The following is a 24,086-nucleotide window of genomic DNA, read 5'->3' as shown; positions in this document are numbered from 1 at the left end:
AAGTGTTTTATTAAGTTTGTTTTTGTTTTTTCTAAATACACACCCTTTTATTCGAGTTTAATTAATTAATAATCAATGTATTGTGAATTATAAGCATGATGGGGTGAATTTATACAGGTTTTCTCAATCTGTATATATCTTAAAAAGCCATAGTTAATTTCCTCTATTCTTTTGTTGTATAGAAATTTTATGTTATTTTTAACAATTAAATTATATTTAATCAACTTAAATTTATAGGAATATGAAAAAATTTACTTTAGGGATTGTACTAAGTATAGTCTTTCTTTTAACGGGCGCAATGCAAGCTCAAATTTCGACCTTCCCATATCAGGAGGGTTTCGAAGCTGGAGCCGGTGGCTGGGTTGCTTCGGGAACCAATAGTAATTGGGCACTTGGTGCTCCTACGAATGCTATTATAAATAGTGCTTCAGAAGGAACAAATGCTTGGGTTACAGGTTTAGCAACAAACTATAATACAAGTGCTGATTCTTACGTAACTAGCCCTGTATTTGACTTTTCAGCTTTAGGAGCTGACCCAACTATCAAGATGGATGTTTGGTGGAATTCTGAATTTTCTTGGGATGGTGCTAATTTACAAGCATCTACTGATGGCGGTACAACTTGGACTCGTGTAGGGTCTTTTGGTGATCCTAACAACTGGTATACCGATGATACGGTATTAGGTGGTGCTGGTGGAACTGTTCACGCTTGGACTGGAAGAAACTCTACTACCAATGGTAGTGGTGGCTGGTTAGAAGCTGAGCATCTTTTGGATGGTACAGCTGGACAGGCTTCTGTAACCTTAAGAGTTTTCTTTGGTTCTGATACCTCTGTAACCGATGAAGGATTCGGATTTGATAATGTTAGAGTTACAACCGTAATTGGAAATGCTCCGGCTATTTCTTGTCCTGCAGACATCATGATCGACACTACTGGTGGATTATGTTCTGGTGTTGCTAACTGGACAGACGCTTTGGCAATTGATGTTGAAGATGGTCCAATTCCTACGACTCAAACAATGGGACCTCCTAGTGGAAGTACATTGCCAACTGGAGTTACAACTATAGAATACTCTGCAACAGATAGTGATGGTAATACTGTTACTTGTCAGTTTACAGTAACGGTTACTGATAACGAAAATCCTATTAATGTATGTCAGAATATCACTGTTGAATTAGATGCAGCCGGAATGTATGTGATGGCTCCTACTGAAATCGATGGTGGTTCTACAGACAACTGTGGGATTGTAACATATGAGTTTGGTACTTCAGGTCCTGCTGGATCAGGAAGTCTTCCAACTATTTTCGTTGGAACTAATGGAGGAGCTACTGGAGGTGCCGTTTATTTTGATGTAACTGTTGGATCAAGCAATATTGATCTTACTGCTATTGACGTAAATACTACAACCGCAGCCGGAGATCCATTTACAATTGATGTATATGCGTTCCCAGGTACTTATGTTGGAAATACAGGTTCTCCTGCGCCTTGGGGTGCAGCACTTGCTACAGGAGCTGGAACTACAGCTGGAACTGACATACCTTCTACTGCTACTTTAGGTGGTCCAGTTACTTTATTGGCTGGAACAACCTATGCAATGGCAATTGTAATGGATGGGACTCACTCACATAGATATACAAATGGTGATGGAACAAACCAAAACTATTCGAATGCAGATCTTTCAATGTCTCTAGGGGCTGGAGGTAATACACCATTTTCTGGAGGTGTTTTTAGCCCACGTGTATTCAATGGAGCTTTAACATATGATATTGTTCCTGATGCCTTTGGTGGTACTTTCGACTGTTCTATGGTTGGAGCAAACACTGTTTACTTAAAGACTACCGATGCTAATGGAAATTCTTCTACTTGTGCAGCTACTGTAACAGTTGAAGATAACTTAGCACCAGTAATTACTTGTAATGGTGAGCCAGCAACAGTTGTTGATACAACTACTGCTACACCAGCACTTGCAATTCCGGATGCAGATCCTGCTGGAATTAATACAATAATGTCAGTAACTGACGATTTTGATATAGTAGATCTTGATGTAGATCTTGATATTGCTCACTCATGGGTTGGAGATTTAAAAGTAACTTTAACTTCTCCTACTGGAACAGTTGTAGTTCTTATTGATCAAATGGGTGTTCCTGCTACTGCTTTTGGATGTAGTTCAGATAATCTTTTGGTAACAATTGATGATGAAGCTACAGATCCAATCGAAGATGCATGTGATGCTGGTCCTCCAGCTGCTACGGGTCCATATATTGGACAAGAAGCTTTATCTGCTTTCGACGGTGAAAGTACTTTAGGTGACTGGACTCTTAACGTTTCTGATAATGCTGGTGGAGACACTGGAACTATCAACGGATGGGGACTAGTTTATAGTCATGATGTATCTGCTTCTCCATTTGATGTTATTCTTGATGCTAATGGAATGGCAACAGTAAATGCTGCTGATCTTTTATTAAGTATTGACGAAGCTTGTGCTTATACTGTAACAGTAGGAACAACTCCTGTGCCTACAGTTCTTGAACTTCCTATTCCAGGTGGTAATGGTAACTTCGGAAATATGTTTGATGTAAATGCATTAAATGAAGTTACTGTAGATTCTTTCGATGTACATGGTGATGTTGGACTTACGTTCGACGTTAATGTTTGGTTCAAGACTGGAACTCACGTTGGTTTTGAAGCCGATGCGTCTGCTTGGACTTTACTTGATACCGCAGTTGGTATTGTATCTAATGGTGATGGTGTTGTTACACCACTTAATTTAACATTAGGTCATACAATTCCTGCAGGTGATACACATGCATTTTTCGTATCTCCAATTGGAGGTGGGTTTAACTACCATAATGGTACCGCTGTTGGAGCAATTGCTGGTGCAGATGCTAACATAGAAGTGTTAGAAGGTTCTGCTGCTGATGAAGCTTTTTCTGGAACTATTTTCGCTCCACGTGTATTTGAAGGTAACGTAATCTATACTGCCGGTGCTGGTATTGGTACTGAGTTAATGGTAGATTGTTCAGATCTTGGTGAGAGTACTGTTGAAGTAACAGTTACAGATGCAAGCGGAAACGTTTCAATGTGTACTGCTACAATCAACGTAATAGACGAAACAGCTCCTATCTTAGTTTGTATGGATACAACTATCGAGCTAGGACCAGATGGAACTGCAATTGTAGATCCTATGGCTTTATTAGCTGTTATGCCAAGTTCTTATAATGTAATTACTATTAGTAGTGACAACCAATCTGGAGCTCCAGGTGAAACTGATCTTACTGTTCCCGTAACAGCCGATGAAACTATTTCATTCGACTGGGATTACAGTACTGCTGATGGACCTGCATTCGATAGCTTTGGATATTTATTGAACGGAGTTTTCACTGAACTAACAGATCCTGCTGGAGCTACAAACCAAAATGGTAGTACTACAGTTGCTTTACTTACTGGTGATGTATTTGGTTTCCGATCACACTCTAATGATGGAGTATTTGGAGCATGTACTACAGTGATTAGTAACTTTATGCCAGGTTTCACAGGTCAATTCGATCCTGCTAACTGGACTCAGTTGCTTACTAACTCTGATGGTTCTGCTACATTTGTAGAGATCCCTGGTGGTCCATTATCATTCGATGCTTGTGGTATCACAATCCTTGCGGTTGATGTTACTGAAGTTTCTTGTGATGATATAGGAACTCCTATAGTTATTACAGTATTCGCTAGTGATGCTAGTGGTAATATTGCTTCTTGTACGTCTACAGTGACTGTAATCGATGCTTTGGCACCGGTAGTAACATGTCCTGCAGATCAAACTGTTGATCCTGGTGTTGGAAACTTATTCTATGAGATTCCAGATTACCTAGCAACTGGTGAGGCAACTGCTGTTGATAACTGTACAGATCCTCTTACAATTACGTCTCAGGATCCTGCAGCTGGAACATTAGTTCCTGATGGAGTTTATCCTATAACAATTACTGCTGAAGATGAGTATGGAAATGTTGGTACTTGTACTTTCACTCTTACTGTTGAAAGCGTACTTGGAGTAAATGATAACGAACTGGATATCGCAATTACAATGTATCCAAACCCTGCTGTTAATCAGGTTACAATTTCTAATAACTCAAATATCCAACTTGAAAAGGCTGCGATATATGACCTTAACGGAAAAATGATCTCTCAATACAACCTTAGCAATATGCAAGGTGAAAAAGTGATCGATGTATCTGAACTTGCAACTGGAGTTTATATGGTTCAACTTATTAGTGATAAATCAAGCGCTGTAAAACGTTTGATTAAAGAGTAATCCATTCACTGATTTTAACCAATCAATAGAGAAAGCCCTTCCACACGTGGAAGGGCTTTTTTATTGGTCTCAAATTAGGGTTTAAAACCCTGCAATTTAATTGCAGAACTTTAGTAATACGAAAAAATTTAACTGTATAAAACATCCCTCTATCCCGAAGCGTCGGGACCCTTCTAAGGGAGACATTAAAATTTAGCTCAAATCAACCCCCTTCCTTCGAAGGAAGTCCCGACGCTTCGGGAGGGGAAGGATATTTTTAGCAATTTTATTGCGCATCTAAACCCCTGCACTTGTAGTGCGGGGTCGTTTAGTTAATTATAGTATCTTCTGAAATATTTCATTAACCAGGTAGATAGTGAGCACAAAAATGCCGACAATAGAAAAATCCTATTGTCGGCATTTTTTTTATTGAAGATAATTCGAAATTCTTTTTCAAATTATACTATTTCGCCTGCGGGCCTTTGATCGTTTTTGGTCTTATTTTGAACTTCCCTCGTTTTGGTCTTAGCTTTCCATATGTCCCTAATATAATCTTACCGCGTTTCGTCTTTTTGTCTCCCTTACCCATAATGTATCTATTAGTTGTTTTTGTTATTAACTAATAAAATAAAGAATTCAAATCATAAATTGTATTAAGAACATGCTAAACCCTGGTTAAAGTTAACGAATGGCTGCAACGAATGGTCCAATACCTTCAATACCATCTTTTGACAGCATCTTTATAAATCCGCTACCAATAATGGCTCCTGAAGCTCTTTTCGTTGCCATAGAAAAAGTATTGGCATCTTTTATTCCGAAACCTACGATGCAAGGATTTTTTAGTTTTAGCTTATGGATACGTTCGAAGTATTCTTCTTGTTCGTTTCCGAAAGCTGAACCCGATCCCGTCGTACTCGCACTACTTACCATATAAATAAACCCTTTTGAAGCGGCATCGATTTGATGAATTCTATCGTCGGAAGTCTGTGGCGTAATTAGGAAAATGTTCATTAAACCATATTTGTCGAAGATATCTTTATAATGCGCTTCGTATTCTGCTAATGGAAGATCGGGAATAATAAGTCCGTCGATTCCTGATTCTTTGCACTTTTTACAAAATGCTTCCACACCATATTGAAGAATAGGATTAAAATACCCCATTATCAATAAAGGAATCGATACACGCTCCCGAATGTTCTCTAGCTGATCGAACAGGATTTGTGTAGTCATACCGTTTTTAAGCGCCTGCGTAGAACTTTGTTGGATCGTTGGGCCATCTGCCAAAGGATCACTAAAAGGGAGTCCGATCTCTACCATATCCACGCCATTGGCTTCCAATTTCTCCAAAATCGAAACAGTGTCATTTAGCTCAGGGAAGCCTGCACTGAAATAGATGGATAACAGTTTTTTATCTTGCTCTAGTTTTTGTTGAATTCTATTCATGTATTGTTCTTTTTGCGTTAGGGATTGAGCTAATTGTTTGAGCTCTCCTCTGAAGCTTTTGCGAAAGAGGAAGCGAGTAGCGAAAGCCCGACCCTCCATATCCGCCCAATGCGGGGATGTAGGGTAACGCCATATTATAAATTAAAATATTCGATATAAGTGTTGAGGTCTTTATCGCCACGACCACTTAAATTTACAACGATAACATCTTCTTTTTTAAATTGTTTCTTCTCAAATAAAGCCAGCGCATGACTGCTTTCAATGGCGGGAATAATACCCTCCAGCTTGCAAAGTTCAAGACCTGCTTTCATGGCTTCGTCATCTGTAACCGAATGAAATTCTCCTCTTCCACTCTTAAATAAATGTGCATGCATAGGACCAACACCCGGATAATCCAAACCAGCCGATATCGAATATGGCTCGGTAATCTGTCCGTCGGGAGTCTGCATCAACAGCGTTTTGCTACCGTGAATGATTCCCATTTTACCGAGTACAGAGGTTGCAGCGCTCTTGCCGGTATCAATTCCCTTTCCGGCAGCCTCGACGGCGAGAATCCCAACCTCGGGAGTGTCAAGATATTCGTAAAAAGCACCCGCAGCATTACTTCCTCCACCAACACAAGCAATAACATAATCTGGGTTTTTACGCCCTTCCTTTTCCTGCAACTGACTCTTAATTTCTTTGGAAATAACCGACTGGAAACGCGCCACCATATCAGGGTAGGGATGAGGTCCTACGACGCTTCCAATGATGTAATGCGTGTCTGTAGGGTTATTAATCCAATCCCGAATGGCTTCGTTGGTAGCATCTTTCAAAGTTCTACTTCCGCTAAGCGCAGGTACAACGGTGGCACCCAGCATTTTCATTCGTGCTACATTAGGAGCCTGTCGTTCGATATCAATCTCACCCATATAAACGATACACTCCAAGCCCATAAGGGCGCAAACCGTTGCTGTTGCTACTCCGTGTTGTCCGGCACCGGTTTCTGCGATGATTCGTTTCTTTTTTAGACGCTGTGCCATGAGAATCTGTCCAATCGTATTGTTTACTTTATGTGCTCCTGTATGACACAAATCTTCTCGTTTAAGATAAATTTTTGTGTTGTATTTTTCTGAAAGGCGTTTTGCAAAATAGAGCGGAGTTGGGCGACCTACATATTCTTTGAGTAGCTCGTTGAATTCCTTCTGAAAGCTTTCTTCTGCCATTATCTTGAGATAGTTCTGTCGTAATTCTTCTACATTGGGATAGAGCATTTCAGGAATATAGGCACCTCCAAATTCTCCGTAATATCCTTTTTCGTCTGCGTTGTATTTCATGTTTTTAGTCTTCAGTTTGCAGTTCCTGCATGAATTGTTTTAAGTCGTCTGTATTCTTTAATCCGGGTTCCGATTCGAATTTGCTGTTCACGTCAATAGCATGTATCGGCAAATCTGATTTCAATATACTTTTTAGTTTCTCTATTTCATTTAAGCCAATTCCGCCACTTAGAATAAATGGTTTTTTGGAAGGATAATTTTCCAAGATTCGCCAATCGAATACATAGCCATTCCCTCCTTTTTCTTTGCCTTTAGTGTCGAATAAGAATTTGTCCACTTTGTTTTCAAATGGCGTTAGCAGGTCGAAGTTAAAACTGTCTTTGATGCTAAACACCTTCCATACTTCGACTGCGCTCAGCACAGGTACTTCGACTGCGCTCAGTACAGGTTCTTCGACTGCGCTCAGCACAGGTACTTCGACTGTTGTCGTTATAGCATCTCTTAATTTTTCACAAAATGTCGGTGATTCTTCTCCATGAAGTTGAATGACATCCAGATTGTATTTTTTTATTTTTTCTGAAATTTCTTCCAATGATGCGTTTACAAATACACCTACTTTTTTTATGTGCTTCGGAAGGCTAGGGATTTCGCCACTAAAGTCTCTCGGACTTTTATCATAAAAGATAAATCCAAGATAATCCGGCTGAAGCATGGCAACTTCCGAAGTATTCTGGTTCATTCCGCAGATCTTTAGAGCGACTTTTTTCATTGTAATTGTTTTAAAAAGTCGGAAGCACTTTCTCCGGGATTGTCTGTTTTCATAAAATTCTCCCCAATAAGGAATCCGTTAAAACCATATTCTTTTAATTCTTTTATTGTTTCTACCGAGCTAATTCCACTCTCCGACACCTTTACAAATTCGTCGGGGATATGTTTTGAAAGCTCTTTGCTAATATTGGTTGATACTTCAAAGGTCTTTAAGTTTCTGTTATTTACTCCCAACATATCAACCGATGGAAGTAACGATTTTTCAAGTTCTTCCATATTATGTACTTCTAAAAGTACGTCGAGTCCGATACTTTTAGCAATTTCCGAATAGTCTTTCAACTCACTTTGCTTCAGACAGGCTGCAATCAATAAAATTGCATCGGCTCCATAGGCCTTGGCCTCGTAAATCTGATATGGATCGACAATAAATTCTTTCCGAAGCAATGGAAAAGAGGTGACTGCTCTTGCGAGTACCAAATCATCTAAAGACCCTCCAAAAAATTTAGTGTCGGTAAGCACAGACATGCCGCTAATTCCAGCTTTTTCATAGCCAATGGCAACTTCATCTATAGACACCTTATCATTGATCACAGACTTACTAGGCGAACGACGTTTGTGTTCTGCAATGATCCCCGTTGGAGCGTTTCTAAGTGCCTCTGCAAGGGAAATCGGTACTCTATCAAAAAACGGAAAATGTTCTAAAAGACTTTGTGGAAGTACCTTTTTCTTTGCGTTTACTTCCTTTAGTTTATAGGCCGTTATGGTATCGAGTATTGTCATGTTTAATGGTTGTTAGCTACGACTGAGTGCTTGTAATTTTTGCAATGATTTTAATGCATTTCCTGATTTCAGTGAATCTTTGGCTTTTTCGAAACCATCCATAATGCTACATTTCTCTACTACCGAAATTGCCATTCCGGCGTTTGCACAAACCACATTGTTTTGGGCAGAAGTCCCTTCACCTTGAAGTACCTTCATAAAAATCTTTGCAGATTCATCGACCGATTCACCACCGTAAATATCAGATTGTAATATTTGATTTACACCAAAATCTTCAGCCATTAATATCGTTTCCGAAGCATTAGAAATAACTTTCACTTTGTCTGTAAGCGATATTTCGTCGTATCCATCCATCGCATGAAGAATAGCGTAATTTTTAGTTCCTTTTTGATAGAGATAGCCGTACATTCTAGCAAGTTCTAAATCGAAAACACCTACTAATTGATTCTTTGGAAATGCCGGATTTACCATTGGCCCGAGCATATTAAAAAATGTTTTGACACCTAATTCCTTCCGAATCGGAGCTACATTTTTCATCGCAGGATGGAAGAGAGGAGCATGAAGAACACAGATTCCTGCTTGTTCCAGACACTTTTTAAGAAAGGAACTATCGTTACTGAAACGTATACCTAGATGTTCCATTACGTTACTGCTTCCACTAACGGATGACACACCATAATTACCGTGTTTGGTAACGAGTACTCCGGCACCGGCTGTTACAAATGAAGAAAGCGTAGAAATATTAAAAGTATTCTTGCCGTCACCTCCGGTACCACAAAGGTCAATAGTATTGTAATCGCTGAAATCGACTGCCAAACAAAGATCTAATAATGCATCTCTAAAGCCTTCCAATTCTTCCAATCGTACGCTTCTCATCATGTATACTGTAAGAAATGCCGCAATCTGACTCGGGTTGTATTTCCCTTCGGAAATAGATACCAATACGCCTCTTGCCTCTTCTTTTGAAAGTGGTTCGTGATTGATAAGTCTGTTAAGAATTATTTTCATTTTCTTTTTTTAATTAGTAGTAATCTGTTTTAAGATTCTACCCAGTTTTTTATAATCTCTTTGCCCTTAGGAGTTAAAACGCTTTCGGGGTGAAACTGCACACCTCTCACATCATAAGTTCTGTGGCGTAATGACATAATCTGCCCGTTTTCGTCCACCGACGTTATTTCAAGAGCGTCGGGGAATCCATCTGTTGAAACTACCCAGGAATGATATCTTCCGATTTCGATTTCCTCTTCCAGATTCTTAAAAAGAGGCTCATCATTCACTATAATTCTAGCTTTGGTTGCCACCCCGTGAAAAACCTTACTAAGATTTTCGATCGAACCTCCAAAAACTTCCCCAATTGCTTGTTGCCCCAGGCAAACTCCCAATATGCTTTTGGTTGCGGCATATTTAGTAATAACTGCCTTTAATTGTCCTGCTTCATCGGGTATTCCCGGGCCGGGAGATAATAGGATTTTGTCATAATGCTCAAGCTCGTCGAGTATAAATCGATCGTTTCGAAGCACCGTTACCTCGCAATCGAGTTCTTCCAGATAATGCACTAAATTGTACACAAAGCTGTCGTAGTTATCAATTACCAATACTTTCATAGTTAGATGTTTTCAGCTAATTCAAGTGCCTTTGTCAGGGCTCCTAGTTTATTATATACTTCCTGTAATTCTTTTTCCGCATCACTGTCGGAAACTACACCTGCTCCAGCCTGATAATGTAGTTTATGATCTTTACTCACAAAAGATCGTATGATAATAGCATGATTAAAATCTCCGGAAAAATCCATAAATCCGATGGCGCCGCCATAGAATTCTCGATTGGTATTCTCGTAAACTTCCAGCAATTGCATTGCCCGGTGTTTTGGAGCGCCGCTTAGAGTACCCGCTGGAAAAGTATCGGCTACGATTTGCATGGTCGAAGTATTCGCATGTTTTTTTGCGGTGACTTTACTCACCAAGTGAATTACATGTGAAAAGAACTGCACCTCTCTATAGGTTTCGACGGTGACTTCCGAACCATGTCTGCTTAAATCATTTCTTGCCAGATCTACTAGCATTACATGTTCGCTATTCTCCTTTTTATCTACGGAAAGTTCTTTGGCAAGTTCGGCATCTTGTTCATCATTTCCCGTACGTTTGAAGGTTCCGGCTATGGGATGTATCTCTGCTCTATCGCCTTTTACTACTAATTGGGCTTCGGGGGAACTCCCAAAGATCTTGAATTTTCCATAATCGAAATAGAACAAATACGGCGACGGATTTACACTACGTAATGAGCGGTATACATTAAATTCGTCCCCAGTAAATTCCTGCGAAAATCGCTTGCTAGGCACTATTTGGAATACATCACCTCGCTGACAATGTTCTTTGCATTTTACAACTAAGTCTTTAAACCCCTGATCGTCCAGATTTGTAGTGGGAGCTCCATTTCTATTGAATGGATATTCGGCGAAATTCTTCGATTTTAAAAGACGTTCAATAAGCGGAATGTTATTTTCGGCTTCATAACAATGCGCAAAAATATAAGCTTCATTATTGAAATGATTGATAGCTATGATATTTTGATAAACAGCATAATAGACATCTGGGATCGAAAGTTGTGATTTTGTTTTGTCAATTTCAATTTCTTCAAAATAACGAACGGCATCATAGCCCATATATCCAAACAGCCCATTGTTTATAAATTTAAATTCGCTCTGTTCTCCCTTTTCTTTAGCTTCGGAAGAAATTGCTGATGAAAATGAAGATGCAAATTCTTCCAGGATACCAGGAATATTTGTTTTCGTTGTAATCCCTGTGTTAGTATTGCTACCATCGGGTAGCTGCTGTGTAATTTGTTCACCTTCAATTTTAATAGAAGCAATTGGGTTGCAGCAGATATAACTGAAGCTATTGTCGTTTGCATGGTAGTCGCTACTTTCAAGAAGTAAACTATTGGGGAATTTATCCCGCAATCGAAGATAGACAGATACCGGAGTAAGGGTATCGGCCAGCAGTTTTTTCGAATATGTAGTTAAGTGATATTTCATTTTTAGGTTTAAGCGACTTAGTGTTTAAATTTCTAACAATAAAAAAAGGCCTGTCGTGAATGACAAGCCTTTGTATGGATATACTAATAGTGCTTTAGATCACGACGTTCGACGTAATTTATTCCACCACCAGCTATTTGTTATAATTGTTATCATAATTTGAATTTCAAATATATAAATCAAATTTATAACAACACATTTATTTTACTAAAATTTTAAATTCACTGTCAATTCAAAGTTATCAGCAATCGCTTTATCACCTAAACCATCAAAAAAGCTACCAGAACCATATTGAACTCCGTACTTTGTGCGATCTATTTTTAAGTCTGCAGTAGCAGAGTCTTTACCCATTGCAAGGGTGAATTCAATAGGATTGGTTTTTCCTTTGATCGTCATACTTCCGGTAATATCGTAACCAGCTTCAACTTTTTTAGCAGTTGTAATTTCAAGAATTGCTTGTGGATGCGTTTCTACTCCGAAGAAATCATCACTTTTTAAGTGCCCTTCTAGTTTTTCCTTTCCGCTACCAGCTTCAAGATCGTTTACGGTAATTGAAGACATATCCACTATAAATTTCCCACCAGTAACCGAATTTCCTTCCATTTCAAGATAGCCTTCAGTTAGATCGATAGTCCCGTTGTGAGATCCTAGAACTTTTTTACCTTTCCATTCGATGGTGGCCTCTTTTACAACTTTTCTTTCTTTTTTGATAGTTGTGAAAGCTGCGGTTCCCATAACGATTACTGCTAATAATATTGTTTTCATTGTTGTTTTCATATTTTACTATTTATTTATTGATTTAAAATGTTCTTAATGTATCTAAGGTTGTGTTTAAAGCTTCCAATTCTTCTTTTGAAATGTTGCTTAAAATTTTTTCGTTGTTTTGGTCGGTAATAGGATCGAGCTCTTTCAATATTTCCAAACCTTTATTTGTGATTAATATTTCCACTTTCCGTCTGTTCGATTTACAAACAGAACGATTTACCCAGCCTTTTTTAATTAATTTATCTACTAGACGGGTAGTATTACTATTTCTGTCGACCATGCGCTCTTGTAATGTCGATAGATTAGCGGGCTGACCATTTTGTCCCCTAAGAATTCGAAGCACGTTGTATTGAGGAATGTTAAGGTCGTATGGTTTTAATACACTCACTATCTCTTCTTCGATAATACGAGAAGTATACATAATGTTGATCACTGTTTTTGTGGTGATCCCCATACTGTGAATTGATTTTAGTGCTTCTTCTATCTTCATATTTGTATCAACAATATTTGTAGATACAAATGTACAGTTGATTTTGGTTTCTGAAAGCTATTTAACAAATATTTATACATATGTTTAAAATTACCGGATCTCGAGACTTAGAATGATTTGTTAAATTGTTTCTGAAATTCATTTAATTGAATATTTTTAGATAATGAAAAAGATCTTCATATTACTTCTCATCGGCGTTTTAGCTTCCTGTGGTGATAAAAAACCTGAGGTGGCTTCGCAAGAAATGTCAAATACCATGGAACCTATTAATGAATCGGTACGGCTAAAATCGTCGGCTAGGGTTCCTTCTTTAAATTTTGATGAATTAAATACCTTTCTTACTAAAGAAAACGATTCTACTTATATTATCAATTTTTGGGCCACTTGGTGTAAACCTTGTATAAAGGAATTACCTGCTTTCGAAGAAGTAGCAGCAAAATATTCCGAAGCGAAAGTAAAAGTGATATTAGTGAGCCTAGATTTTCCTGATAAATTGGAATCTCAAGTCATTCCGTTTATTGACAAGAATGAAATAAAATCTCAAGTAATTTTACTGGATGATGCCGATGCAAATAGATGGATTCCAAAAGTGTCCAAAGAATGGAGTGGAGCGATACCCGCTACGATTATTTACAATGGTAATACTCGTAAATTTTATGAACGATCCTTCACTTATGAAGAATTAGAAAAAGAATTAGAATTAATTTTATAAAATATATCTATTATGAAAACAAAATCAATTATAACTCTTGTTGCTATTGCTGTTTTTGGAATGTTAGCTTTTAGTAGTTTCAAATCTGAAAACAATAACGCAGCAGCTGAAGGATATGCAATTGGTGATCTGGCAACCGATTTTAAACTTCTCAATGTTGACGGTAAAATGGTGTCTCTATCAGATTATAAAAGTGCCAAAGGCTTTATTGTAATATTTACGTGCAACACTTGCCCTTATGCCGTTGCCAGTGAAGACCGTATTATCGCCTTAGATCAAGAATTTAAGGATAAAGGATTTCCGGTGATTGCAATTAATCCAAATAATCCAAGTGTTCAACCTGATGACACTTACGAACTAATGAAAGAAAAAGCGAAGGACAAGGGCTTTACGTTTCCGTATCTCTTTGATGCCAAGGATAAGGTTTATGCAAAATACGGCGCTTCCAAAACGCCTCATGTGTACTTATTGCAAAAGGAAGAAGCAGGAAATGTGGTAAAATACATAGGAGCCATTGATGACAATGTTCGCAGTGCAAGTCTGGCTAAAGAACGATTTCTGGCGAATGCCATCAATGAATTGTTGGACGGAAAACCTGTGAGCTTGAAAGAGACTAAAGCGATAGGCTGTTCTATTAAAGTGTAATCAGCATTCAGTTAAATTTACAACATACAAACCGGTAACGTTCAAGTACGTTCGCCGGTTTTTTTTTTCAGAATGCTTTTGAATTTTCTAGCATAAGAATGGGCTAGAAATTGAGGTTACAGGGTTTTCCATGATACGCTATCGATGATTTAAAAAATTGTACTCTAATAGATGCGAACCGGATGTTTTATATCCGGCGATTCTATTTCTTTTATTTGATAAGCTTTCCGAAGAGATAAAAATCCGAAAACAATGAACGTTTTCGGATTTTTTTACGTTTATAAAATGCGAATCATTATTTTTACGGAAATTTTTAAAATTCTATGGCTACAATGGCAGACCTTACACAATCACAATGGAGTGAACAATTGGCAAATGATGACAATGCAATAATTTTGGACGTACGTACTCAGTTAGAGGTAGAAGAAGGCTATATTCCGAATATGAAGCATCTGGATATTTTTAATGCAGGTACTTTTATGGATGAAGCCAAGCAAATGGATGTGTCAAAAAATTACTATATCTATTGTAGATCGGGTGGACGAAGCGGACAGGCTTGTGCTATTTTGAACTCTTTAGGATTTAAAAACACTTACAACCTCATTGGTGGCTTTTCTGAATGGGATGGGGAAACAACAATTTAAAAATCATAAATGAAAAAATTACTATTAATTGCAATTTTTAGCTGTGCAATCGCCTTACAGAGCTGTGCTCAAAAAGAGGCAGCAGCTATAAAGGTGATAAGCCCACAAGAAGTCTACGACGCTATTTATAGTCCCAGTTCAGACGCACAACTACTAGATGTGCGTACGGATCAGGAATATGGAGTAAGCCATTTGAAAAATGCCCAGAATATTTGTGTAACTACTTCAGATTTTCAAGAAAAGGTAAAAACACTGGATAAGAATAAACCGGTGTATGTGTATTGCAAAAAAGGAGGGCGAAGTGCCAAAGCAGCAAAAATTCTTGCTGATTTGGGTTTTAAAGAAATTTATGACATGCAGGGCGGACTCACCAATTGGGAGGATAATGAGCTCGAAGTGGAAAATTAAAACGACTCTTCTTAATTTCTTTAACGATTTGATCTTTACTGAGTTAAATTGAAGCTAAAGATGGTTTCAAATATATTTATTCATTTGCTATTTCTTACTTTCGATGTATAAATAGAAATGCAATGGTAGAATCAAATACAAGCATCAAGGAAGATGTACGAAACCTTATAGTTAAAAGCTGTGACTTTCAATCTTTTGGGATGAAATTTTATCCATTTCATAGGGATTTGCTAATTTTTTATTTTGGGGCCATTGACGCAACTATTGATTACGACAAACAAATCATTGCACTTTGGAATTCTAAACCAAGAACAGACCGCGCTATTGATTTATACGATATTAATGAGGCTGTATCTGAAAAAGTGAATTATAGTAATCTTGAAGAAACACTCTGTGGCTGTATTGAAGATGGAAGCTCACAAAATCGTTTTTACAGTAATCTATTGAAGAACTATCAAGACACGACTATCGGTTCGGGTGATAAATCTTGGAGTGCTTAAATAACAAATATTAAAAAGGTTCTAGAAAATAGTATTACACCGGTTAGTATAAATTATACCTTTAGTAATATAATATCTTTTCTCTAAGTGTTTTTATCTATTCATAAAACGGCCAATAATTCCTAAGGCTAAACAAACAATTGCACTTGCGATAACAATTCCACCTACTCCCATAACTAAGTTTTTACATTTTAAATTTCACACAAAGATATAAAATTCCCTCTTTGTAGTGTGTCCATAATTTCATAAAATAGGTTAATGATATTTATTTTTAATCTTATGCCTTATGTCATTTAAAAATGAAAATCCTGTAATCAATTATAGTACAGTGTCCTAAAAACAAGGTTCTGACTTTTGTTTATTCGAAAAAATGCCCTAGCTTTAGAGGAGTATTGTAAGAATTCCCCAATATTTTTTGCTTATTCATTTACTGAAAATCTATAATACTGAAATTTTTTGGTAAATATAATTTATTTCGATCCTTGATTTAAAGGGAGTATGACTTGAATGTAGTTACTTCTGAAGCAAAAAAAGATTAGTTCAATTCCCCTTGTAAATCGATAATAATCATGTAGTTAACCAATTAAATTATTTAATTATGGGCAATTCTTGTTTAATAAACCTCAATGGAGATTCCATTACGGTAAAAATTTCAATCAATAATGGAATTCGGTCATCTGGAAAATTTTATCTGGGTAAACCAAAAACCACTTCCGGCTATGATATAGTGGAAAAGTTTGAAGCAGTTACTGGCGATAATGGCGCTACCGAGTTTACGTTAGCCACAAAATCCGATAAATTATTAAACTATGCCCTGGCATGGAGCATTAACGCTTGTAGTCAGGTACCGCAGGTTGAAAACGGCATATTAAAAATCGAGTTTTGGCAGAATGGTGAAAAATGTAAAACCGTTACCGACACAACCTATTATGGGAAATATCCGCAATGTTCAGATGGAGAACAACGAAGCATGAAGAATCAAGTGATCTTTATAGAAAAACCACAAATTCAAACGGAAGCGATATGGGCAAGTATAGAATAGTTAGCACAATAGTATGTTTATGTATGATGTTTGGTTTTCTCGTTGCTCAGGAAAACGCAGCTCACAAATATAAACTAGATTATAACATACCCGAGAGCCCGGCATTTGCAATCTTGGATGCTAATCCTACAGTGGTAACCAGAGGTGGTGCTGCACAGGAGCTGGTAGTAAATCTCGCCAATAGTTTTATTAGTAGTCAGGAAGTGGATATGGGTTTCGCCGTCGATTTTAATCCTTATTTTGTACTGGGTGGTCGCTTAGAAAACATTAAACAATATAGAGAAAACGGAATCAAACGTTTACTTGCCAACACACAGTTTTCATTCGCCTCGACCACTGTTGAGGCATTTCCGGATGATTTGGTAATGAGCGCGGGAGCAAGAATCACGCTGTTCGATTCAAAAGATCTTTTGAAAAATAAAGAGCTAGGGAAGGCGATTGATGATGCTCTAATGCCCGATGATGATCCTGACCCATTTGGTCAAGCTTCAGATGAGGTAGTTGAGAATCCTAAATTAAAAAAGGCTTACGAAAAAATTAAAGAAGAGATGCGTGATAAAATAGGAGGTGCTGTCTCCATTGGTGTTGCCACCGCCGGCCGATTTAAAAACAGCGATTTTAAGTCGGATAGCTTACAAGGATATCGCAATCAGGCTTGGGTATCTGCCGAATATTCCTTCGGAAAAGGAATTAATATGTTGGCGTTAATTATGTATCGTAACAACGTTCTGGAAAAAAAGACCGATATCAATGAATTAAAATGGGGGATGGGATTGCGTTACCTTTCTGCTCATGTAAATATAGGAGGAGAAGTAATCTATTCTTCAGAAAAAAGCGATCTCGATTTAGGTGTGAATATAGAAATATTGATCATGAAAAACCTGATTCTTTATGCAAGTATCGGTAATAGATCGGAAATAGGAGAAATAGAAGATAATAAGATTCGAGTCACACCCGGTTTAAAATGGAATCTAAGTGAAATGAAACGCTGATAGGCTTAGTTATATAGAAGGCTTCTCAACAATTCCAACATTTTCCGAAGCCAATGGACTTAACCACTTTCTTATCCTGAGAGTATTTCTGAAGTTTTCAGTAGGAAGTAGCTTTCTATTTCTAGTATATTTATAGACTATAATCAATTGATTAAAAGCAATCCAGTTTATGAAGTATATCTCCCTATTATTTGTTTTGAATATTATTCTCTTCGGAAGCTGTAACGAGGTGAATCCCAAGGGTGAAAAGGAAGTGCGTGAATTTCTTCACGAGTGGAATAGCAAACATACACCGATTAAGGCAGAAGATCTAAAACAGGATTATATGGATGTGGTCACCTATTTTGGTGCCGAAATGACCAAGGAGCAGATACAATTGGACAAGATCGGATTGTTTCAAAAATACCCGGACCTTAAGCAATCGTTGGACGACAGTAGCATCACTATTGAAAAAGAAGACGGCAATTATCTGATTACTTTTACGAAACAAATTACTTATAATGAAGTCACTGAGGCCTACCCATCGTTTTTGTCGGTTATCTATAAGAACGGAGAATTCAGGATTCTTAGAGAAGGTGTAACAGCTGCCAATACTTCCAAAAATACTGATTTGGCACCCACTAAGGCCATTTTGGAGGCTATTTACAAAGCCAATCCACGGCTGTATGGTGATTTTAACGGTGATGGCTCTGCAGAGTATGCGATAGTGAAAAGTCCGATTTTAGTGACAGCCTCCACAACTCCAAAAGGAAATGTGGGCGAGGTAAAATGCAAAGATGGATGTACCTCTATCATTAAATTTAGCGATCCGGCTATTCCATCTATCAGTATTAGCGATGCGTATAAATCCAATTTGGTGAACCTGGGAGATTTAAACAACGATACATCAGACGAAATTGGATTTTGGAACTTGAAGGACGGTACGGAGTCCCTTTACGTATACAATGCTGTTAACGGAAAACTGCTGGCATCTCCCATAACGATTAACATTAAAGTTCACAAAAATCTTAAACTTATAGATGTCATCAAAAAAGTAGGGCCTAAAAAGATTCGTATCACAGAAAGCGTTTTGGAAGAAGACGGAAATTGGAAGTTAAAGAGTAGAGTTATTTTGCTCGATTAAAGTTTTCGTAATTCATAAGAACTATTCAATCGACTTACACGTTTTTTTACATTTTCAATTGTTTCGAAATTAACAGGAATTCTTTTGTCTTTTCATAATCTATTCTTCCTCCGAAAACGGGGATTTTTTTATTGGACCCGATTCACTATATCCAGCCGGATCATTAGATTCGGGGACTTTCTTCGGATCTTCCTTTGAAGGTTGCTTCGGACTGTCTGGTTTGGAGTTAGGTTCTCCCGGATAATCCTGATTCTTTATGTTTTGTTCATTCTTATGTTTTGGGTCGAGCATTGGTGTTATCTTTTTCATAATTTTAAAATTTAACTAAGTAAATTGATCTTAGCTTTCCATTACAAATTATTCAAATAAAATATCACTGAATCTACTCCTAACATTGTTTAACATTTTATTGTTGTAAAAACGTTAAAGGAAGAAAGAAGAAAGAAGAATGAGCGAAGCGGGGCGAAGGTTGTAGCTTTGGGTAATAATTATATATGCTTTAATAAATTAAGTTTAATAGTCAACTCTAGTTTACAATTCGGTTCATAAAAAATTATGCCCCCAATTATGCCCCCTAAAATAAAAAAGCCCGTAAACATTGTGTTTACGGGCATTAAAGTGGAGCCGGAGAGCTTTTTGAAGAAAACAAAAAGAAAGCTCAGGAATTGCAAAGTCAAATTGACAAAACAGAAAAAGAGATAGATGCGATGGTGTATGAATTGTATGGCTTGACGGAGGAAGAAATAGAAATAGTAGAGCTCTCCTAATTACCACTTAAACTTTTATAAAGTCAAAGGAAATTAAAATTAAACCTATGGAAGAGAGTAAGCAAGCAAAGCGCAGTATTGAAGCAAAACTTTGGGACAATACGGTTTCACTTCTTGTCTCTTTAGCGGTGTTGTTAATATTGGTTGAATTAATCTTTGGAGCAAATTTCATAAATTATGATTCCATTTCTGAAATGGTCTAGTAATAGGTCAAGATTTCACGAAAATTAACTTCAATTAATACCAAAATTGCACAGAATCCTTGTGGTTGCTTAAGAACTAACTAGCATATATTTAATAGGGGAGGTGTCCTTGTTTTCAACATAAATTTTCTTAGAGACCATACATATCACACCGATTATGGGAAAAAATTTCTGCAGCCTAAGAAGATGAATAATGTAGAAAGAATGGAAGAAGTTTTGAAGAAATTCAATGCAATTAAATGATTTTTACATCACTCCAAATAAACTCAACAGGATTAAATATATCCTGTTAAGCTTTTCTTTCCTGTTCATTATTTGTTACCTATTTTTCGTTTTAATAATTGTGCATTAATAGCGACAATAATGGTGCTTAAACTCATAAAAACAGCTCCTAATGCTGGTCCTAAAACAAAACCTGAAGAATATAATACTCCAGCAGCTAATGGAATAGCAACAACATTATAACCTGTTGCCCATATTAGATTTTGAATCATTTTATTGTAAGTAGCTTTTCCAAATAAAATTAGGTTTGCAATATCCTGTGGGTTGCTATTTACCAAAATAATATCGGCAGTTTCAGCAGCTACGTCTGTCCCAGAGCCAACGGCAATACCAACATCAGCTTTTGCAAGAGCAGGTGCATCGTTTACACCATCGCCTGTCATAGCCACGAACTCTCCTTTATTTTGTAACTCTGTCACAATTTCCACTTTTTGATGTGGTAATACTTCTGAATAGTAACCGTCCAAACCAAGTTTGTCGCTAACAGCTTTTGCTGTTATTTCGTTATCGCCAGTTGCCATTAAAACCTTGATGTTATTCTTTTTAAATATTTTGATAGCTTCGGCAGATTCTGGTCTTATTTCATCAGCAAGGGCTATATATCCTGCTAATTGGCCATCAATTAGTATAAATACAACAGTTTCAGCAGCATCACTATAAGCATCTTCAGGAATAGTGATTTTTTCACCCCTTAAATAACCAGGACTAACCACTTTTACTTGCTTACCTTCTACATTAGCCTCTACACCTTTACCAGTAATTGCATTAAAGTTTTCAAGCTTTGGGATGGTAATATTGTCTTCTTTGACCTTTTTAATAATACCTACGGCAATAGGATGTTCCGAACTTTGCTCTAATGCACTTGAAAGCCGTAAAATTTCTTCATTTGAATAAGACGTATTTACAGATTTTATTCGGGTAACGCCAAAATCCCCTTTGGTCAGTGTTCCTGTTTTATCAAAAAGTAGGACTGAAATTTTACGTGATTCTTCAAAAGCTGTCCTACTACGGATTAATAATCCGTTTTGGGCAGATACTGCGGTAGAGATTGCAACTACCAAAGGTATGGCTAGTCCTAAAGCGTGTGGACAAGCAATAACCATAACGGTAACCATCCTTTCTAAAGCATAGACAAATGGAAAGCCTAAAATCAACCAAACTGCCAATGTACCAAAACCAATCGCCAAAGCTATATAAGTCAGCCATTTTGCTGCTCTATCGGAAAGGTTCTGCATTTTAGATTTGGTCTTCTGGGCTTCCTCTACCATTGTGATAACTTTGTTAAGATAGCTGTCTTTGCCTGTATGCTCTACTTTTACCTTTATGCTACCATTGCCGTTTACCGAACCTCCAATTACTTTATCCTTTTCATCTTTTTTTACTGGTTTTGACTCTCCCGTGAGCATTGATTCATTTAGATAACTTGTACCTTCAATAATAATTCCATCGGCAGGAACCTTCTCTCCGGGCTTTACCAAAATGATGTCGTCTATCAATAAATCTTCTAGTGAAATATCTTCAATAGTGTCGCCTTTCACTCTGTGAGCTTCGGCCGGCATCATACTAACTAAAAGTTGTAAAGCTTTTGATGCACCTAGGACACTTTTCATTTCTATCCAATGACCTACAAGCATAATAGCGATTAGAGTTGCCAGTTCCCAAAAGAAATCAACACCATCTAAACCAAAAACAGTTGCAGAACTGTAGAAATAAGCGACACTTATTGCCATAGATATAAGCGTCATCATTCCTGGTGCACCATTTTTTATTTCTGAAACAAAACCTTTAAGAAAAGGCCATCCACCATAGAAATATACAATAGTAGAAAGAGCAAAAAGCACATAAGGATTACCAGGAAGTAAAAATTCATATCCGAAAAATTCTTGAATCATTGGCGAGAAGAACAAGATTGGAATTGTTAGGACTAGCGTTACCCAGAATCGTTTTTTAAAGTCTGCAATCATCATTTTATGATGGTCGTGACCTGCCATTCCCATAGGTACGTTACTGCTATGATCGGAATGTCCCATTTTTGAATGATCCATTTTCGAAAGGTCTATTTCATCGTGTTTGTCGTGTTCGTGATTTTCCATTAGTTTTTGTTTAAGTGTTAGCGTAATTTTTTTCTCATTGCTTCCGAAATATTTTCGGCATAGACGCCATAGGCATCTACCAAAAGACCTTTTATTCCGTCTTTGGAAGATATAGCATAAAGAATGCTATTATCATCAGTACTGCTCATTCCTTCAAAGCGATAGGTTTTATCTACTTTAAAATCTTCAGGATGGATCTCAAGTTTGAGCGAAGCACATTTCAAACATTCAGGCGTTAAGTTGAAGTCATAGGGATATTCGTTTGCCTGTAAATCGTTAATAGCTTCTGATAGTGTATCGTAATTTTTCATTTGTTTTTATTTATAGTTGATTGTAAAATAACTACCATCGGCTTCGGTAAATTTCTGAAAGGTCAATAAACCATCACCGTTTAATTTTTCATCGACAGAATAGTTGAGCTGTTTGATACGAATGCCCAAAGCATAAGCTTTAATATTAATTTTTGATTTAATATTGTTATTGCTACCCGTTAATTTTCGGTCGTAAATCTTTATGGTGCTTTTTGAGCCAAAAAAACTCAACAGACCCGAATCAAAACTCATTTCCAGTTCAATATCTTCCAAGTTTTCCAAATCGTATAACTCTTTAAAATTTTTAGAAATAGTATTGATTTCGGTTTCCTTTGATTTTGGATCTGAAAAAGGAAATACCATTACCATTACACTAGCTTCATCCGGTTTACAGCGATAGGTCGTCGTGTATTTGTCGGTAGATTTTTTGTCCTTGTCAAACAGTTCGGTGATTACCCCAATTTCATAATATCCATTTTTCTTTATAGCTTCGTCAGCTTCAAAAGTTTGTTTGTTTAAAAAAGCACCTTCTTCATCAAAATTTTCTCGAACTATGACTCTGCCTGAAATTTGCCCGATGAGCATTTCAGTTTGTCCATTCATTGTGATATTGAATAAGGTTAAAAATATTATGAAACTTAGCTTTCTCATATATGGTGCATTAATTTTTTAACTTCTTTTGCCATTACATCGCTCAAGTCAATAGCATTTGAAGGATGTGGAATGGTGTTGCAGGTTACTATTTTTTCTACACCGGAATCCAATAAATCTTGATAGGCATTACCTGAAAAAACTGCGTGAATGCCAACGCATATTGGTGGTTTCATTCCTGCTTTCTTTAGGCGTTTCACAGTCTCAATCATTGTCCGTGCAGTCGAGATAATATCATCCACCAGAATAGGCGTGGCATCTTTGTATTTATCTACATCTGGAACCGAGACTTCCACATCACGGTCGCCGTGACGCACTTTCTGTAACACTGTAAAAGGTACTCCTGCATTTTTGGCAACCTCGGAAACCCATTGCTCGCTTTCAGAATCGGGACCGATAAGAACAGGGTTTTCAACATTTTCCTTTATCCATTCTGAAATAGCATTTGCTGCGTGAATTACTTTATTGGGGATGTGATAAACTTCGCCCAAAGAACTTATCCTGTGCAAGTGAGGGTCAACCGTGGTAATGCTATCGGCGAAACCTGAAATCAACTTTCCGAAGAAGCCAGAGGTTACACCTTCCCCTTCATTAAATACTTTGTCCTGACGCATATAAGCAAGATATGGTGCTACTAAACAGGAACATTTAGCTCCGAGCGATTTTGCAGTATTGCTCAAAAAGTAGAGTGGCAAAAGTTTTTCGTCTGGTTCGTGCAAAGTGCATACCAATACGACACATTTGTCTTTAACGTTAGACAGAATACGAGTATAGGATTCTCCGTCTGGAAAATTGCGTAAAGTGACTTTGCCCACTTCGGCATCCATTTTCATTGCCAAAAGTTCTGTGAGCTTTTCATTTCCGGGAAGGCTGAATAAAATTGTTTTCATAATATGTT

General features: G+C 37.3%; 25 protein-coding genes. 10 read left to right on the top strand and 15 right to left on the bottom strand.

Features of this window, described 5'->3' with window-relative positions; translation table 11 throughout:
• Window positions 1-241: 241 nt before the first annotated feature.
• On the top strand, window positions 242-4,300 hold the full coding sequence (locus BXY75_RS16285; RefSeq protein WP_121908835.1) for an HYR domain-containing protein: 4,059 nt from the start codon (window positions 242-244) through the stop codon (window positions 4,298-4,300).
• Between the two features lie 442 nt (window positions 4,301-4,742).
• Here the strand turns inward: BXY75_RS16285 and BXY75_RS16280 are convergent, their stop codons facing one another.
• The 10 genes from BXY75_RS16280 to BXY75_RS16235 form a co-directional block, all read right to left on the bottom strand.
• The gene (locus BXY75_RS16280; protein WP_121908834.1) at window positions 4,743-4,868 is read right to left on the bottom strand and encodes a 30S ribosomal protein THX; all 126 of its coding nucleotides are present in this window, start codon (window positions 4,866-4,868) and stop codon (window positions 4,743-4,745) included.
• 92 nt (window positions 4,869-4,960) lie between these two features.
• Window positions 4,961-5,722 (bottom strand): tryptophan synthase subunit alpha, encoded by a 762-nt coding sequence (gene trpA / locus BXY75_RS16275; protein WP_121908859.1) that lies wholly within the window; start codon window positions 5,720-5,722, stop codon window positions 4,961-4,963.
• Window positions 5,723-5,856: 134 nt separating this feature from the next.
• A complete protein-coding gene (gene trpB, locus BXY75_RS16270; protein WP_121908833.1) occupies window positions 5,857-7,038 on the bottom strand; it encodes a tryptophan synthase subunit beta in 1,182 nt (393 codons plus the stop codon).
• A 4-nt stretch (window positions 7,039-7,042) separates the two neighbouring features.
• The gene (locus BXY75_RS16265; RefSeq protein ID WP_245963000.1) at window positions 7,043-7,747 is read right to left on the bottom strand and encodes a phosphoribosylanthranilate isomerase; all 705 of its coding nucleotides are present in this window, start codon (window positions 7,745-7,747) and stop codon (window positions 7,043-7,045) included.
• A complete protein-coding gene (trpC, locus tag BXY75_RS16260) occupies window positions 7,744-8,526 on the bottom strand; it encodes an indole-3-glycerol phosphate synthase TrpC (RefSeq protein WP_121908832.1) in 783 nt (260 codons plus the stop codon). The genes BXY75_RS16265 and trpC overlap by 4 nt, the downstream gene beginning before the upstream one ends.
• Before the next feature lie 12 nt (window positions 8,527-8,538).
• Window positions 8,539-9,534 carry an anthranilate phosphoribosyltransferase gene (gene trpD / locus BXY75_RS16255; protein ID WP_121908831.1) on the bottom strand — a complete coding sequence of 332 codons (996 nt, stop codon included), beginning with the start codon at window positions 9,532-9,534 and terminating at the stop codon, window positions 8,539-8,541.
• 29 nt (window positions 9,535-9,563) lie between these two features.
• The gene (locus tag BXY75_RS16250; RefSeq protein WP_121908830.1) at window positions 9,564-10,130 is read right to left on the bottom strand and encodes an anthranilate synthase component II; all 567 of its coding nucleotides are present in this window, start codon (window positions 10,128-10,130) and stop codon (window positions 9,564-9,566) included.
• Window positions 10,131-10,132: 2 nt separating this feature from the next.
• The gene (locus BXY75_RS16245) at window positions 10,133-11,560 is read right to left on the bottom strand and encodes an anthranilate synthase component I family protein (protein WP_121908829.1); all 1,428 of its coding nucleotides are present in this window, start codon (window positions 11,558-11,560) and stop codon (window positions 10,133-10,135) included.
• 207 nt (window positions 11,561-11,767) lie between these two features.
• A complete protein-coding gene (locus BXY75_RS16240) occupies window positions 11,768-12,337 on the bottom strand; it encodes a YceI family protein (protein ID WP_121908828.1) in 570 nt (189 codons plus the stop codon).
• A gap of 22 nt (window positions 12,338-12,359) precedes the next feature.
• Entirely contained in the window at window positions 12,360-12,815 is a 456-nt protein-coding gene (locus tag BXY75_RS16235) for a MarR family winged helix-turn-helix transcriptional regulator (RefSeq protein WP_121908827.1), read from the bottom strand.
• A 163-nt stretch (window positions 12,816-12,978) separates the two neighbouring features.
• On the opposite strand from BXY75_RS16235, the gene BXY75_RS16230 reads away from it, so the two are divergent.
• The 8 genes from BXY75_RS16230 (at window position 12,979) to BXY75_RS16195 (ending at window position 18,881) form a co-directional block, all read left to right on the top strand.
• Window positions 12,979-13,527: a TlpA disulfide reductase family protein gene (locus BXY75_RS16230; RefSeq protein ID WP_121908826.1), complete on the top strand. Its 549-nt coding sequence runs from the start codon at window positions 12,979-12,981 to the stop codon at window positions 13,525-13,527.
• Window positions 13,528-13,539: 12 nt separating this feature from the next.
• A complete protein-coding gene (locus BXY75_RS16225) occupies window positions 13,540-14,172 on the top strand; it encodes a thioredoxin family protein (RefSeq protein ID WP_121908825.1) in 633 nt (210 codons plus the stop codon).
• 332 nt (window positions 14,173-14,504) lie between these two features.
• Entirely contained in the window at window positions 14,505-14,816 is a 312-nt protein-coding gene (locus BXY75_RS16220; RefSeq protein WP_121908857.1) for a rhodanese-like domain-containing protein, read from the top strand.
• A gap of 9 nt (window positions 14,817-14,825) precedes the next feature.
• Window positions 14,826-15,224, top strand: coding sequence for a rhodanese-like domain-containing protein (locus tag BXY75_RS16215; protein ID WP_121908824.1), 399 nt, complete (start codon window positions 14,826-14,828; stop codon window positions 15,222-15,224).
• A gap of 122 nt (window positions 15,225-15,346) precedes the next feature.
• The gene (locus tag BXY75_RS16210; protein WP_121908823.1) at window positions 15,347-15,724 is read left to right on the top strand and encodes a hypothetical protein; all 378 of its coding nucleotides are present in this window, start codon (window positions 15,347-15,349) and stop codon (window positions 15,722-15,724) included.
• A gap of 598 nt (window positions 15,725-16,322) precedes the next feature.
• Window positions 16,323-16,766 (top strand): hypothetical protein, encoded by a 444-nt coding sequence (locus tag BXY75_RS16205; RefSeq protein WP_121908822.1) that lies wholly within the window; start codon window positions 16,323-16,325, stop codon window positions 16,764-16,766.
• Complete coding sequence (locus BXY75_RS16200; protein WP_147437301.1) at window positions 16,748-17,758, top strand: hypothetical protein; 1,011 nt, start codon at window positions 16,748-16,750, stop codon at window positions 17,756-17,758. Before BXY75_RS16205 ends, BXY75_RS16200 begins: the two co-directional genes overlap by 19 nt.
• 169 nt (window positions 17,759-17,927) lie before the next feature.
• Window positions 17,928-18,881 carry a hypothetical protein gene (locus BXY75_RS16195; RefSeq protein WP_121908820.1) on the top strand — a complete coding sequence of 318 codons (954 nt, stop codon included), beginning with the start codon at window positions 17,928-17,930 and terminating at the stop codon, window positions 18,879-18,881.
• 99 nt (window positions 18,882-18,980) lie between these two features.
• Here BXY75_RS16195 and BXY75_RS16190 read toward each other — a convergent pair whose 3' ends face one another.
• On the bottom strand, window positions 18,981-19,190 hold the full coding sequence (locus BXY75_RS16190) for a hypothetical protein (RefSeq protein WP_121908819.1): 210 nt from the start codon (window positions 19,188-19,190) through the stop codon (window positions 18,981-18,983).
• Window positions 19,191-19,695: 505 nt separating this feature from the next.
• Between BXY75_RS16190 and BXY75_RS17180 the strand changes: the two genes are divergently transcribed.
• Window positions 19,696-19,851, top strand: a complete 156-nt coding sequence (locus tag BXY75_RS17180) for a hypothetical protein (RefSeq protein WP_170152916.1) — start codon at window positions 19,696-19,698, stop codon at window positions 19,849-19,851.
• Window positions 19,852-20,162: 311 nt separating this feature from the next.
• Here the strand turns inward: BXY75_RS17180 and BXY75_RS16185 are convergent, their stop codons facing one another.
• From BXY75_RS16185 to BXY75_RS16170, 4 genes are read right to left on the bottom strand one after another with little or no spacing between them, the layout of a single operon-like run.
• Window positions 20,163-22,226: a copper-translocating P-type ATPase gene (locus BXY75_RS16185; protein ID WP_121908818.1), complete on the bottom strand. Its 2,064-nt coding sequence runs from the start codon at window positions 22,224-22,226 to the stop codon at window positions 20,163-20,165.
• 17 nt (window positions 22,227-22,243) lie between these two features.
• Entirely contained in the window at window positions 22,244-22,537 is a 294-nt protein-coding gene (locus tag BXY75_RS16180) for a phosphoribosylpyrophosphate synthetase (RefSeq protein WP_121908817.1), read from the bottom strand.
• A 6-nt stretch (window positions 22,538-22,543) separates the two neighbouring features.
• Window positions 22,544-23,188, bottom strand: a complete 645-nt coding sequence (locus tag BXY75_RS16175; RefSeq protein ID WP_121908816.1) for a hypothetical protein — start codon at window positions 23,186-23,188, stop codon at window positions 22,544-22,546.
• Window positions 23,185-24,078 (bottom strand): ribose-phosphate pyrophosphokinase, encoded by an 894-nt coding sequence (locus tag BXY75_RS16170; RefSeq protein ID WP_121908815.1) that lies wholly within the window; start codon window positions 24,076-24,078, stop codon window positions 23,185-23,187. Before BXY75_RS16170 ends, BXY75_RS16175 begins: the two co-directional genes overlap by 4 nt.
• Window positions 24,079-24,086 lie beyond the last annotated feature (8 nt).

Origin of the sequence: Ulvibacter antarcticus, assembly GCF_003688405.1 — a bacterium.
GTDB lineage: Bacteria > Bacteroidota > Bacteroidia > Flavobacteriales > Flavobacteriaceae > Ulvibacter > Ulvibacter antarcticus.
The sequence above is the reverse complement of the archived record's forward strand: the minus strand, read 5'-3'. Positions and strand labels throughout refer to the sequence as shown.